Source organism: Nostoc sp. (assembly GCF_036916575.1).
Lineage (GTDB): Bacteria > Cyanobacteriota > Cyanobacteriia > Cyanobacteriales > Nostocaceae > Nostoc.
The window spans coordinates 51,918-66,487 of record NZ_JBALGC010000086.1 but is presented as its reverse complement, the minus strand read 5'-3'; the positions used below and the strand labels follow the sequence as shown (position 1 = coordinate 66,487).

At 41.5% G+C, this 14,570-nt stretch carries 10 protein-coding genes; 7 read left to right on the top strand and 3 right to left on the bottom strand.

From position 1 onward, the window contains the following. Positions 1–70: 70 nt before the first annotated feature. The 3 genes from V7L29_RS18020 to V7L29_RS18010 all read left to right on the top strand — a co-directional run bounded on the left by V7L29_RS18020 (position 71) and on the right by V7L29_RS18010 (position 4,748). The gene (locus tag V7L29_RS18020) at positions 71–970 is read left to right on the top strand and encodes an AAA family ATPase (protein ID WP_334736345.1); all 900 of its coding nucleotides are present in this window, start codon (positions 71–73) and stop codon (positions 968–970) included. 732 nt (positions 971–1,702) lie between these two features. Next, a complete protein-coding gene (locus V7L29_RS18015; RefSeq protein ID WP_334736344.1) occupies positions 1,703–2,995 on the top strand; it encodes an ATP-binding protein in 1,293 nt (430 codons plus the stop codon). Next, positions 2,985–4,748: a tetratricopeptide repeat protein gene (locus tag V7L29_RS18010; protein ID WP_334736343.1), complete on the top strand. Its 1,764-nt coding sequence runs from the start codon at positions 2,985–2,987 to the stop codon at positions 4,746–4,748. Before V7L29_RS18015 ends, V7L29_RS18010 begins: the two co-directional genes overlap by 11 nt. A 194-nt stretch (positions 4,749–4,942) precedes the next feature. On the opposite strand, the gene V7L29_RS18005 is transcribed toward V7L29_RS18010, so the two are convergent. Then, positions 4,943–10,057 (bottom strand): S8 family serine peptidase, encoded by a 5,115-nt coding sequence (locus tag V7L29_RS18005; protein WP_334736342.1) that lies wholly within the window; start codon positions 10,055–10,057, stop codon positions 4,943–4,945. A 460-nt stretch (positions 10,058–10,517) separates the two neighbouring features. Here V7L29_RS18005 and V7L29_RS18000 point away from each other — a divergent pair, with 460 nt between their 5' ends. From V7L29_RS18000 to V7L29_RS35540, 4 genes are all read left to right on the top strand, one after another. After that, positions 10,518–10,778 carry a hypothetical protein gene (locus V7L29_RS18000; protein WP_334736341.1) on the top strand — a complete coding sequence of 87 codons (261 nt, stop codon included), beginning with the start codon at positions 10,518–10,520 and terminating at the stop codon, positions 10,776–10,778. 146 nt (positions 10,779–10,924) lie between these two features. After that, a complete protein-coding gene (locus V7L29_RS17995; RefSeq protein WP_334736340.1) occupies positions 10,925–11,389 on the top strand; it encodes a hypothetical protein in 465 nt (154 codons plus the stop codon). Positions 11,390–11,471: 82 nt separating this feature from the next. Then, positions 11,472–11,663, top strand: coding sequence for a helix-turn-helix domain-containing protein (locus tag V7L29_RS17990; protein ID WP_442944212.1), 192 nt, complete (start codon positions 11,472–11,474; stop codon positions 11,661–11,663). A 24-nt stretch (positions 11,664–11,687) separates the two neighbouring features. Further along, positions 11,688–11,777 (top strand): transposase, encoded by a 90-nt coding sequence (locus V7L29_RS35540; protein ID WP_442944211.1) that lies wholly within the window; start codon positions 11,688–11,690, stop codon positions 11,775–11,777. A 244-nt stretch (positions 11,778–12,021) separates the two neighbouring features. Here the strand turns inward: V7L29_RS35540 and V7L29_RS17985 are convergent, their stop codons facing one another. Both V7L29_RS17985 and V7L29_RS17980 read right to left on the bottom strand, forming a co-directional pair. Then, a complete protein-coding gene (locus V7L29_RS17985) occupies positions 12,022–13,104 on the bottom strand; it encodes a PstS family phosphate ABC transporter substrate-binding protein (protein WP_334736338.1) in 1,083 nt (360 codons plus the stop codon). A gap of 139 nt (positions 13,105–13,243) precedes the next feature. Further along, complete coding sequence (locus tag V7L29_RS17980; RefSeq protein WP_334736337.1) at positions 13,244–14,527, bottom strand: serine/threonine-protein kinase; 1,284 nt, start codon at positions 14,525–14,527, stop codon at positions 13,244–13,246. Between the last annotated feature and the right edge of the window lie 43 nt (positions 14,528–14,570).

Sequence of the window (14,570 nt, the reverse complement as noted above, 5' to 3'; positions counted from 1 at the left end):
TTTATATCTCCCAGTTCTTAGTCCCCAATCCCCATTGCCCCTTATCCCCAATCCCCACTCCCCGTACCGCATGAGAGAAAAAATTGACGCCTTAACACAAAATCTGGCTCTTACCATCGTCGGCAAAACTGAGGCAATACGCTTAGTGCTAGTAGCCTTACTAGGTGGTGGTCATGCCCTCCTAGAAGATGTCCCTGGTGTTGGTAAAACCCTGCTTGCTAAATCCCTAGCTCGTTCACTAGATGGCAAGTTTCAACGGCTACAATGTACCCCTGATTTACTGCCAACTGACATCACTGGCACCAACATCTGGAACCCAAAAAGCGGCGAATTTACTTTTCTTCCTGGGCCAGTCTTTGCTAATATCCTCCTAACTGATGAAATTAACCGCGCTACACCCCGCACTCAGTCAGCTTTACTGGAAGTTATGGAAGAGCATCAGGTAACAGTCGATGGTGTCTCTCGTGCAGTTCCCCAGCCATTTTTTGTGATTGCCACTCAAAATCCTATCGAGTATCAAGGTACTTTTCCCCTGCCGGAAGCGCAAATGGATCGGTTTATGTTGTCGCTGAGTTTGGGCTATCCTTCCGAGGCAGAAGAACTCCAGATGCTGCAAAATGGTGTGAAGGTTACTGATTTACAGCCTTGTATAACCTTGGCAGAAGTACAGGAATTGCGTTACCTCTGCTCTCAAATAAAAGTGGCAACTTCCTTGCAGCAGTACATCCTTGAATTGGTGCGGGCAACACGCCAAGATGAGGAAATAGCCCTTGGCGTCAGTCCGCGTGGCACATTAGCATTACAACGGGCTGCCAAAGCGCTAGCTTTTCTATTAGGGCGTGATTATGCCATCCCCGATGATGTGAAATTTCTCGTCCCTCACGTTCTTTGCCATCGGCTTATTCCCAGAGGAGGACGCAATGCTAGAACTGTTGTTGAGCGATTATTGCGATCGGTTCCTATTCCTTAATGCAAGGGTTAATCTAAAGTTTAGATTCCTTATACTGCAATACGCTTGGGTTAAGAATTTCTTCCTTCTCTTTGCGTCCTTTGCGTCCTTGGCGGTTCGTTAAAAAAATTGACTTGAAGAAAGAGTTTTAGCCTTAACCCAAGCGTATTGCCTTATACTGCTTCAATTTGTGCGTGTTAAGCTCATGAGCATTTAAATTGCATAAAACTAGGGCTAGAGGCGCTTACTACAAGCGCATCATTGAGGTGGCGGTAACTGTATTTATTGCAGTAGAGGATATTTGTTTGCGCTTCTACTCCGGTTCATCCTGTGTCAGTTCGCACTCTGCTATTAATTCATCCAAACTATCAGGGAAAGTTCCTCGTGCTACCATTTTAGTTCTCAAGAGTAGGAAGAGGAGACAGAAGCAAAACAGGTAAAAACTTTATTTGATAAATGAAAATTTAATTTTATTTTTTGTTAGGTAGCTTTGACTATTTTAAATGTATAAACTATTATTTATTCATATTTGTAACATGTATAATATATTATTTATTCTTATTTATCTTCACCTCTATTACTTGTTTATTGGTTAGGATTGTGGAAGATAGAGTATCTTCTTGAAAAGCATAAGACAGTATCCACCTAGTAGTCATTTATTTACAAAGCTAAGGAAGTTGCGAATACCTGAACTTTTACTTTAAAAATCATGAGCCATTATATGGATAGTTAGCACGTTTACAGCACTATCCAATGTCTCAAGAATTATTAAACTCCTTTCAAGAAGCATATAGCAATCTCGAACTATTTCCGTTGATGGAACAGAACGAAATGGAAAGATTTAGAGTCGAGTATGGTGATGATTTGATTGCAGACCTTAACCAATTAGTGGAAGATAGTCCCAATAGAGATGGCAAAATTGTCTTTACAGGACATCGGGGATGTGGTAAGTCTACTTTGTTAGCTGAGTTTAGCAGACAAATTCAAAATAAATATTTTGTAGTTCTATTCTCTATTGCTGACAAAATTGAAATGTCGGCCGTTAACCATATTAATATACTATTTGCGATCGCAGTTAATTTAATGACAGAGGCAGAAGCACGCCGAGTTGATATTCCTCAATCTACTAAAGAAGCTCTTTATAAGTGGTTTGCTACCCGCACTCGCACTGAAGAATTAAATTTACAGGCAGAAGCTAGTATAGGTTTTGACCTTTTAAAGTTGATTAGCTCTAAATTAAAAGCTGATGCTAGCGTTCGGGATGAAATTAAGCAAGAATTTGAACGCAAGTTATCAGATTTAGTTGCTAGAATTAATGAAATTGCTGCTCTCATTCAAGCTGCGACTAAACAAAACGTTTTAGTAATTATTGATGATTTAGATAAACTTGACTTAGGAAGAGTTAACGAAATTTATCGAGATAACATTAAAGCTCTTTGCCAACCTAACTTTCAAATTATCTACACTATCCCGATCGCAGTACTTCGTGAAACATTTATCAGCACAATAATTACCACTGAAACCAACGACCAGGTTGTGGCAATGCCTGTCTTAAAAATTTTTGAGAAAGGTAAAAATCGTTTCCCTAATGCCCAACCTCGCCCAGAAGCAACAAAGATTCTCGGTGAAGTTTTACAAAAGCGAATTTCTAGTGAATTAATCGCAGCAGAAACTGCTGAAAAAATTGTGATTTACAGTGGTGGTGTATTGCGAGAGTTAATTCGCATTTCTAAGGAATGTTGTCGTATTTGTTTGCGGATGATCCGGCGAAATTCCTCAGCAGAAGTTATTATTAATGATAAAATTCTTCTGGAAGCAATCAATAAAATTCGCAATGACTTTTCCATACGTTTAGGAAAGGTTGATATAGATATTTTGCAGAGTATTTATGAACAATTTATGCCCAATGACCCTAAACAAACAGAGTTTTTGGATTTGCTACATGGGCTATATGTTCTAGAATATCGCACTGATGAAACTTGGTATGATGTCCATCCAATTATTATAGAAAGCTTGAAAAGACAGGGAGCTATTAATGTTAAATGAGGAATTCTTAGATGAACAGGGAGAAAATCAAGATGCTTATGATGATTTAATTGTTTCTATTGAAGCTCAAAAGCAGGGATTGAATTTACTGATTGCAGTTTGCAATGATGCTAGCTTTCGTGATGATATTATTGCCCAGTATGAAGCCGAACTACAACCTAAGTTTCGTCCATATCGAGTGACTTTAGCACGTCAGGAACCTAGCCTAAAAGCTGCTCTTAACCAACTGGTACAACAAGAAGAATATCTCCATCAGCACAACCCGGCGGTGATCACTGTGACGGGTGCTGAACAACTTTATTTTCTCAGGTTGGGAAATGAGCAATCGGAACAGGAGAAATTTTTTGGTTACTTACAGTGGACAAGGGAAGGATTGCGCGAGTTTCCCTTTGCGATCGTGCTTTGGGTAACTAAGCAAATTTTAGTCAACCTGATTAAAAAAGCCCCTGATTTTTGGAGTTGGCGCAACGGTGTATTCCGGTTTGAATCTAAAAAGACGAATGCTATTCCTGGTAAAGAACTAGAACATATACGTTTTGTTTTTAGAAACACAGAATTAGCCAGCACAGATACTAATGAAAATAACCCCTTTTTCTTGCCCATTCAAGATTTACAAAGGTTAATTGAGAAAGTAGAACAGGAACGGGGAACTAAAGACCCCACTTTGGCTACCTTATATTCTAGGTTGGGTGATATTTACCGCAGCAGATTAGATCGGGGTGAATCTCAAAATTATCAAGAAGAACAGGAATTAGCAATTAAGTATTGGCGTCAGGCGAGTGAATTGCAAAATGAATTAGGTTTGCAGATAGACTTAGCTACTAGCCTCAACAATTTAGCAGGAATATATCGTGCAACAGGACGTTACAATAAAGCAGAACCACTATATCAACAAGCTTTGCAACTGACGAAACGTCTTTTGGGAGACAACCATCCTTCTTTTGCTACTAGCCTCAATAATTTGGCAGGACTCTACAAATCTACTGGACAATATACTAAAGCAGAACTCCTATATCAACAAGCTTTGGAACTGAGGAAACGCCTGTGGGGAGAAAACCATGCCGATGTCGCCGCTAGTCTGAACGATTTGGCACTACTATATGATGAACAAGGACGTTATGACGAAGCAGAACCTTTGTATCTGCAATCATTAGAACTCGAAAAACGTTTAGTTAGTAAAAATCATCTTTCTTTCGCTCTTATATTGAATAATTTAGCGCTACTTTATTATCATCAAGGACGTTACAGTGAAGCTGAACCGTTGTCGCAACAAGCAATAGAACTAGATAAGCGATTTTTGGGAGAAGAGAATCCCGAAGTTGCAACAGATTTGCACAATTTAGGTTTAATATACCGCGCTCAAAGACGCTACGATCAAGCCGAATCTTTATTTTTGCAATCATTGGAACTCAAGCAGCGTCTATTGCAAAAGGCGCATCCGCTTTTAGCAGATACTATCTACGCTCTTGGTTATATGTACAGGGAACAGGGGCGTTACAATGAAGCGGAACCCTTATGTATAAAAGCCTTAGAACTTGATAAGCACCTATTGGGAGAGAATCATCCCAATGTTGCTGAAAGTCTCAATAATTTGGCAGAAATTTATCGTGCGACAGAACGTTACAGCAAAGCAAAACCCCTTTATCTGCAAGCTTTAGATATTTGTGAGCGAGTCTGGGGCGTAAATCATCTCCGTAGTCTCAATATTCGTCAAAATTTAGAAAAACTTGCCGCAGCTATGCAGAATAATTAAAAATATGTACAAAAATGCAAAGTGCGATCGCATCACAGTGTCAGCGATATTTAGCATTGCTGAATTCTAAATGATCTATTGATATCAAACGCTGATTCTTGCCCAGAAAATCATTAATTTTCAGCAACGCCTCAACCTAATCAAATCCTAGTTCACAGTGACCATGATAATAATGTTGCCAGCTTGTTAACAGTTTAGCTGATCAATGTCAATAACTTAGGAGCTGCTATAATCATTGAAGGAACTGCTTTTTTGGCGTTACCATCTTTCAGGTACTTGAATGTATCCACTAGTTCGCTGACTCCATCCACTAGCGACAGTCCCTCGTAGAAGGCATTAATCGGATCTCCCTGCCTTAGTGCAAGGTCTGCCTTCGCTAGATTCTCGCCCTTCTCAAACCCAGCCACTTTGAAACCAGTTGAAAGAGCGCTGAAGTAATCATCTCGCTGCAATGCACCTGCCATATTGATCCAGTCTTTACCCTGCTGGAATCCAGCCAGCGTGAATTCTGTTGATAAAGCGTCTAGATAGTGATTTTCTTTCACGTCCCAAGCGATATCCACCCACTGATTCGCATTCTGGAAGCCCACGGTCGATAGCCCCTGAGAAAAAGCGGCGCGATCATCATTGGGGTTTCCATTGCGTAATGCTTGCACCCACGAACTGGTTGCAAGTTGTTGAGCATTTCCACCTGCAACAGCTAAGAGTTGATCCGCGACTCGTCCAACCTGACCATCACGCAAGGCAAAAGCCGAATTTACGAATGCATCTGCTTTGCCTTGGTCTATTTTCAAATTGCTGAGTCCAGCAGACTGCAATCCAACTGTCAAGGCTTTTTGGTAATTGCCATCCTTGACACCCCAAGCGATGTCTACAAACTGATTAGCGTTGCTAAAGCCAGCACTACTCAACCCTTTATCTAGAACATCTTTAAAATTACCGTCTTTCAGCGCCCAGGTAGTATTTACAAAGGTGTTTGCCACTTTAGGCTCCACATTAAAGTTAGACAATGCAGCTGCGATCGCGCCTTTGTAGTCTTCGTCTTTTAGCTCCCAAGAGATGTCCACAAACAACGAAACTAACGTGGGCGTGACCACATTAGATGCACCATAAAATGCTAGTGCGCTATCGATAGAATTTTTAAGTGTTTCTTTCCAGTCTCCTTGAGAAGCGTAATATAGTCCCTCTAGTCCACCGACTGCCGTACCCAGCACCGGAACTCTCTTGAGAGTATCGAGTACAGGCCCAACTTTGCCCTCTTTAACACCATTAATCAGTCCCTCTGCAATTGCAACACCGATCACAGCCCCCGGATTGACCAAAATCAAGTACTGCTGGTTCTCGTCGTACAGTTGCTTAAGCTCTTGCGTTGCAGTTTGAACGCGATCGCCTACATTTCGCGCTTCATCGCCGATGTGATCGCCGTACTGCTTAAGGTTGTCGCCAATTTGACTAGACGTTTGAGTAATGGCCGTGGTAGAGTCACTTACTGCGTTACGAGCGATACGAGTTGCTTCATTGATTGCAGCTGTCGTACTTTTGACCTGATTCTTGACATTAGTCGCACCTGTTGTCACCTCAGAGATAAGGCGGTTTTGCTTTTCTTTGAGGTAAGTTTTCCCATTTTGATAGGCACTAGAAGTGTCTTGAGTAACTTGTTTCAATTCAGACTTTCTCTCAGAAAAGAACTTTCTACCACCGCTAATCAATCCTGAGAAGGGATTACCACCTGAGTTGCCGCCACCGCTTCCAGGTGAACCGCCAGCAAACTGTGTTGGAGGGCTAAAAACTATATTTTTAGCGCCTTGACCAACAGCATCACCAAATTGCTTAAGTCCATTACCGACGGATTTTAGAAAGGAGGCTTCTCGTTTGGTCGCCACCGCATTTACAACACTCCAGCTTTGTCCAGTCAGTTTTGCTTCCAAATCTTTGTAGTAGGCAAATCGGTAGAAGTCAGACCATTTTGCTTTAGGAATTCCATTGTTTCTCAGTTCGTCTTGAATGAGATCAAAATTAGGCGGTGTATAGCGTTGTGGCTGAGTCGCTTTGGCCAGATCCACCGCAGCTGAAATATTTAATAGCCCTACTCCGGTTTCAGCATCCCACCCTGGCGTATTTAAATCGGTTGCAGTGCGCTTAAGAATATCGACAATTTGGCTATAGTTTAGCCCTGCATTGGCTGCCCATAAAAGAGAAACTGCTCCAGTCACTTTTGCCGCCGCAACGGATGTGCCAACAGCATCATTTGCTGCTACACCTTGCGCTAGAATATCCACACCTTTGCCATAGTGGTCATAATTAACCGCACTATAACTGGAATAATCAGCGCGACTCCATCCCTGTGCTGCTCCCACAGTGAGGATATTATCGAATTCCTCGACTGCTTGCCCTAGTGCAGATATTGTAGCGCCCTGATTCCCGGCTGCTGTGACAATCAAGACTTGGTTTTGTTGAGCATAGGTCAATGCAGCCCGCTCTAGGGGAGTGAGTTCAAAGCGAGTAGTTACACTGCCATCTGCGTTGGTTTGAGTGAGGTCAAAGCTGAGGTTAACTACTGCATTGGGCTGTTTGGAAGCGATCGCCGCATCCACAAAATCAATCAATGACTGTGCCCAATCCATTGATCCTACGGCACGCCCTAACCATAACGGAGAACGATCATTGATGCCATCAATGCCAATGCCATTATTTCGGGTTGCGGCAATTACCTCTAGAATCTGAGTTCCGTGTTCAGTTGCCGACTCATCTGAAGGTTCTAAAAGCGAATTATTATCTTGACTAATCCAGTCTTTGCCAGAAGTAATTCGGGAGTAGTCAATATCCGCATTATTTGCACTAAATCCCGTGTCAATAATGCCAATTAAAGGAAGCCCAACGTTTTGTTTCCGCTCCGCAAGGGTTGTATTGTGCCAACCTTTTTGATTTGCCGCAATCTTCGACCAAGCATCGATTTGTGCCTTGGTATCTCCAGTTAAATTAGTCCAAGCGTAGTTGAGGAAACTGGCTTGGTTTTTTGCATCGTCAATGGCTTGCCGACGAGTTCGATCCAGTTCTTGATACTGGTTCCAGGCATCCGTTAACACGCCATTTATATTGCTCTCAAGTTCCGTTAGCCGCGACAGAGCATCTGTGAAAACGGAAGATTGTTCATTGTTCAACGCCGTGTATTGCGTTGAGGCATCCTCAATCGTTTGTAGCCGATAGCTATCAAAAGCGTGGAAAACATCAACGGCTTCATTGACGGCTTTATTCTTATCTTCTGTCAACTGAGAATTGGTGGCTGAAGCATCATTAATGATCGCTTTACGCTCTTTCACCAAGTTCTTATAGTCCGAATTGTTAACACCAACATTGTCGGCAATATAATCGGTCTGACCAATTAATAAGTTCGTAATTCGACCAATTTCATTTTGGGCATAGGTTGTCCATTTGTCCAGATAGTCAGTGGTTTTATTAATTTCCTTAGCGGTATAGTCTGCCCATTGATACAAATATTTGCCTGTGCCAAGAATTTCATTTCTCAAGTCGGTAACTTGGGCAAGCGTGTAGGTCTGAAGTCTAGACAGTTCTTTATTTAAGTAGTCCTTCCAGGCGCTCATATACGTTCCATCATTGGAAAGAGCAACCTGCAAATCGCTAAACTGCTGATCCAAGTAGGCTGATGAGTCAGAAATGTTGTTATCAAGTCCCTTGATTGCACTCTCTCCATTTGTCGTCAGCGTGGCTAAACGATTGTTAGCTGTATTAATCCAATCTGCGATCGCTTGATTTACGTTCGCCCCGTTTCCTGGGGAACTGATTTGCCCCTTAGAAGGCTTATTATTTGCTGCTTGATTGAGTATCTCTAACACGCGCTCGGAAAGAGTTTCCCCAATTCCAGGCATGTTAGGCGAAGCATACGGCTTGGTGTACTCAACCAAGGCTTGTCCCAAATCGCTGTTCCGCCAGTCCTGCTGCGTCTGTACCGCACCATTTATTAGAAGTTCATCCAAGCTAATTACACGTCCAACTGCACCTTGCACCTGAAAGACGATATCATTGTAGTCGCGATCGCTTCGTCCCTCGGCAGGTAAGTCCTCTATTCCGAATACGCTACCATCTCCAGTAATGTCGGCGAACTGGCCGTTGTAACGATTTTGAGGCTTGACTGTTGTTAACGAGAATAAAGGATTGACATATTTACTATTTGGATCATTATTGAATACCTGTTGAACGGTTCCCTTGGGAACCAACATGATTCCAAACTTATCCCCCGGATGCATGAATACAGGTTCCACACCATCATAAATACCAGAATTCAAATTGCTTTGTGCATTTAAATTCTCTTGAAATCTTGCGCCTTGATCGCGATCAAAGATCACAATATGTCCTAGTTCAGAATTACTCAAAGCTCTGCGGGTAGCTTCTTTGATAAACTCAGCAGACCCTACTTTATCGTTTAAACCAGATAAACTGAATATTGCCAGTTCGCCTTCATATCCGCCACCATCAAACAAATAATCGACGCTTACTTGGCCAGTCTTTCCAACGGTAAAGACTCCAGAAACAAAGCTTGCCGTTGGCGAATTATCGATTGTTACCTTGCCCAACTGAACCGACTTCAGCGTTGCCAGCAAATCATCGCCAGCTTTGAGCAGGGTATCGCCGTTTTGAATTTTAAAAGACAGCGCTTTGGAAGTTAGCCCTGTTCCCAAGCGAATTGTGTCGTTATTGCCAAAGCCAAAAATAGTAACCGCACCCTCACCCTTGACTAGCTCAAAGCGATCGCTACCACTACCGACATACACGGTGTCATCTCCAGTTCCAGCAGAGATAAAGTTGTTGCCTTCTAGAGCATAAATTATGTCGTTCCCTGCACCGCTATAAATCAGATCATCCGCAGCACCCGTATAAATCTGATCATTACCTGAACCTGTAAAAATTGTGTTCAATCCTTCCCCAGCATAGATGCGGTTATTACCATCTCCCGCTTTGATCACATCCCCTGCTGACCCAGTATAGATGAAGTCATCACCCAACCCAGTGATGGCAACGTTGACACCTTCTCCTAAATAAAGAGTGTTACTACCATCACCAGCAATCACATTATCATTTCCGGCTCCGGTATAAATCTGATCGTTTTCTGCTCCAGTCACAACAGTAGTATCAGCCTCACCGAGATAAAGAGTACTACCGCGTAGCAACAAAGGATCATTTGGGCTAACCTCTAACCCATACTGTGTTAAGGCATTAAGGCGACTGATGGCATCGGTCGCCCCAAATTGGCTAGCAGGGTCGAAACCTATAGCAGGATTGTCAAAACTCATAAATAATTTCTAGGGGTTAATTAACTTACAACAGTTTTCATTTATTTAACTCACACTGGTTGGCGTTGTTTTTTGCGCTTTTGCATGAGGTAAAAATGAGGTCTATTATGTTTGAAAATCGCTGTAAATTTACGTGCGATCGCAAAACATTGAAATGAGATTTATCAACGTCTTGCATAAATGTAGGATAGATATAACTTATACAAAAACTCTCGCTTCCAAATCACCTAATGTGCGTTAGCAACATCATTAGCAATTTCCCGCAACGTTAAACTTTTGCTATACTAGTACAGAAAATAACATTATATTACAAAAAAATACTTATCTTTACCGACAAACTGTAGTCAAGTTAACAGTCGTTAATTTTATCAAATTGTAAAGATTATATGTAGTATTATATTCGTATAAATACTGTGCTTAAAATAACTAATACTAAAGATAGAGTCTAACGATAACTGTAATGGCATTACACCCTCATCAACAGTGCGATGATCTCACGCAAAAGTTTGCTGAGGCAAACGAGCATTGGAACTTGGAGAAGTTGTATCAAAATATAGCGAATGCCAAGCAGCAAGAACGACGTAGGCAATGCAGACAAATAACTCCAACTGAGAAAGCTTGCTTGCGAGGTTTGTTGTGCGATTACAGTCCAACTGAGATTGCTACGGAACTTAATCGACAACCAAGTGGATTGAGGGTTGAACTTTCTAGCGGGACTTAAACATTTTTTCGGGACAAACAAGCCTCAAACCCATACAGGGTAAGAGAAATACACCAAATACTCAAAAATGGCTCAAACCCAGATATATCAAGAAACTAAGCCTAACGATGTCAAAGTCTTTGTGTATATAGATTTGAGGCTATTTTATGGATGTTTTTTGTTTAAGTCCCACTAGAGGTTTGTATCGATATATTGAAAGTTTGACGGGTGTATGTCTCAAAAGTTGGAGTAATGTTTCAAAACATTTGGAAAATGCCGGGTACAAACTTCACAATTACAGTAGGGAGGCTGTACATCAGGTTCCTACAATCCAAATAGATGCCGTAGTATCTACCCACACGGGAATCAAAAATAAAATCGATTGGGGAGAAGCAATTGATGTCTCTATTTTCTATGGTCGTACAGATGAACTAACTAAGCTGCAACGGTGGATTGAAAAAGATAAATGCTGCTTAGTTGCACTATTAGGGATGGGTGGAATTGATAAAACTGCTTTATCGGTGAAGTTGGCACAACTAGTGCAAGAGGAGTTTGAGTTTATAATTTGGCCCAGTTTGCGAGATGCTCCTCCCCTTGGTGAATTGTTAGAGATATTAATTAAATTTCAGTAGACCGAAAACTTTTGAAAGTTGACGAAATAATAAGAATTTTAGGCGATGCTTTTAGGCTTTCGATCACGACCACAAGCGAGTCATCACTCGTTGGGTTAGGAAGTATAAAGACGAAGGACGAAGGGGATTGCTTGAAGTCAAACATGCACCCGGAAAAGTTCCGCTCATCAGTGGAGAGGACTTAGAACGCTTGAAAAAGCGGTTGCAGGAGCCATCTGGGTTTCAAAGCTACGGTCAAATTCAACAATGGCTCAAGAGCGAATTAGGTCTATAAAGTTGTTCATAATGTCCAGATAACATTATCCCTATTTTTCAACCTCCTCACTCTCCTGAACTTAACCCAATTGAGCGGTTTTGGGAATTTCTCAAATCTAAACTCCAAGCTTGAAAATTGTAAAACCATCGCACAGCTACAGCAGAAGTTAACTGATACCCTCAAAGCAATTACACCTGAGATAATTGCTTCTCTTACTTCTTATGACTTTATCCTTGAAGCATTATTTAGCGCAGCTTCATAAATAATTGGTATGAGTTATATAGCCCTACTTAATCATTCGTGAAGAAGAAGATCCCCGACTTTTTAAAGAAGTCAGGGATCTGTAGGAAAGGGGCTTAATTGTCCTCCAAATCTACTAGCGAACCCCTACGAAACCAGCTTGCTCAATTGCCTTTTGCCCTTGGTCAGTTAATAAAAGTTTGGCATAGGCATCGCCAATCTGTTGTTCCCGACCTTTATTCTGCTTAATAATCACAAACAAGTTAGCGGGAATCGGATAGCTGCCATTTTTGATAGCCTGAGTATTTAGCTGGTTGCGCTGACGTGGACATTGCTCAGGCGACACCATCGGTTGGCGATAGGGGGAAATTAGCTGACTAAAAGTCCCACCCAATGGCAAAGCCTTTACACTACACTGAGGTACTACAGAACGGGCAGAAGCGTAATATACACCACCAGGGGTTTTCCTAAGTTGGCGCACTGCCTCTGTAGTTGAGTAGACATATTGCACATTAGAGCCAAGTGCTTGGTTTTTCAAGTCGCTGTTGCTAGGAAATATTACTGTATCTGCGTCCTTTGGCTGTTGGGAGAAAGGTGTGATGGGTAGGTTTGGCCCACCTACTTGATTCCAATTAGTAATTTGTCCCAAATAAATTTTCTGTAATTGATCAACAGTTAAACCTGACACATTGAGTGATGGGTTGACTACCACTGCTATCCCATCCTTACCCACCTGACGTTGCTCAAGGGTGAAGCCTCGCTCTTTTGCAATAGCTTGTTCTTCATCTGTAAAGGGACGGGAGGACTGAGCAAAGTCCAGTTGCCCATCAAGCAACATCCGAATGCCTGAGCTAGAACCAGGGCTACTATTAACAGGGTCTATGTAACGTAATTTTAGTTCAGGGCGATCGCTCTGGATCTGAGTATCTACCAATTGCCGGATAGATGCCCAAGCTGTACTGCCTCCGTAGTTAAATGAGTCAGTGGGGACATTAGCAACTGTCTGAAAAGTTGATCGATTATTTCCATTATTAGGGACGGTATTGGAATTTTGATTAGAGGAATCAACGCTGTTGCGGGACAATAAATTCGGCTTGAGTAACCACCAAAGAAGTCCGCCAATAACTATGAGTGTCAGCACTTTACCAATAATCAAACCTCTAAGAAAGAGGGCAATTTCGCTATGAATTATAGCTTTTTTTTGATTTGTATTGTCCATATTTTTTTATGTGGTTTCTTGGGTTTATATTACAGGAATTTCTAGGTATTTATCCTCTAAATAATGTCTAGATATTTAAGTTATAAGTAAATCTTTAATAAACCAGTTAATAGACAATTTTATGATTGCTAATACATGATTAATTCTTTCTCATGTAGTGAGATTCAATTTTCTTTTTGGTAGTTTTTGTAATGGTGGAATTGCTCTGATCAACTCCTCTATTAGCTGCTAATTTGGCTACTCGGCTATTCACATTAACATTAGTGAACCGTGGCTCAACCAATTTATCTAAAAAATTATTTAATTGAGTAGGTTGGTTTGAAGGCGATCTCCCTGTATTAATAAATGTATAGATTAAAACTATTACTATAAAACTAGTGATAGTACCAAGCCCTATTCCCAGCAGCAAAATAAAGTTTTTATAAGTTAGTAAATAGCTATCATCAGTGTTTTGGTTTATGGCAGCAGATTGTGAGGACTGTGACAACGCCAGAACAGAATTAAGCGCTTGCAAAGCTTCTGTGGCAGATTGGTAACGCTGGCTAAAGCGATCGCGAACCATTGTATCTAAAACATTTGCAAGAGCGTCACTTACCCGTGCCTGATCGCGCCAGATAACTTCTCCAGTATTGGGATCTTCTTGTAGTTGCTCAGGTATTAAACCCGTCAAAGCTTGAATGCCAATCATACCTACTGCATAGATATCGCTGCAAAGTTTTGGCTTTCCCTTAGCCTGTTCACTTGGCATATAGCCAGGAGTCCCAACAGCAATTGTTAAGCCTCCTCCCAAAGCACCAATTCTCTTAATACTCCCAAAGTCAATTAGCACAATCTTCTGATCGGAGTGCCGCCGCATTAAATTTTGAGGCTTAATATCTCGGTGAATAATATTGTGTTGGTGGACGAAAGCTAGCACTTCTAGGATGTCTTTTAATAAATTTAAGACTGCATTCTCGCTAAGACGTTGACCTAGTACAATTTCTTGAGTCAAGGCATCACCGTCAATAAATTCCTGGACTAAATAGAAATCCCCGTCTTCATTAAAATGGGCAAACAGTCTCGGAATTTGATTGTGGTCATTGCCTAGCTGGTATAAAACTTCTGCTTCCCGATCAAATAACTTTTTAGCGATAGGTAGAACAGCAGGATTAGAATCTTTTGGGTGGAAATGTTTGACGACACAATGGGGTTGTCCTGGTAAATCTCGGTCTACGGCTAAGTAGGTATCACCAGATCCTCCACTTCCTAAGTGTTTGACAATCTCAAAGCGATTCCGAAGTGTTTTTGTGACGAGAGAAGATTGCTCTTTGTTACGTATAGCACCTGCTAATAAGTAAGTGTTGCCAGAGCCTCGGCTTCGTAACAGTTTGACAGTCTCAAAGCGACTTCGGTGTGTTTTTCTGACTAGAGGGTTCTGGCTCATATGGCGTATACTATTTCCTAATTTCCTGACCATTCAGAGCTTG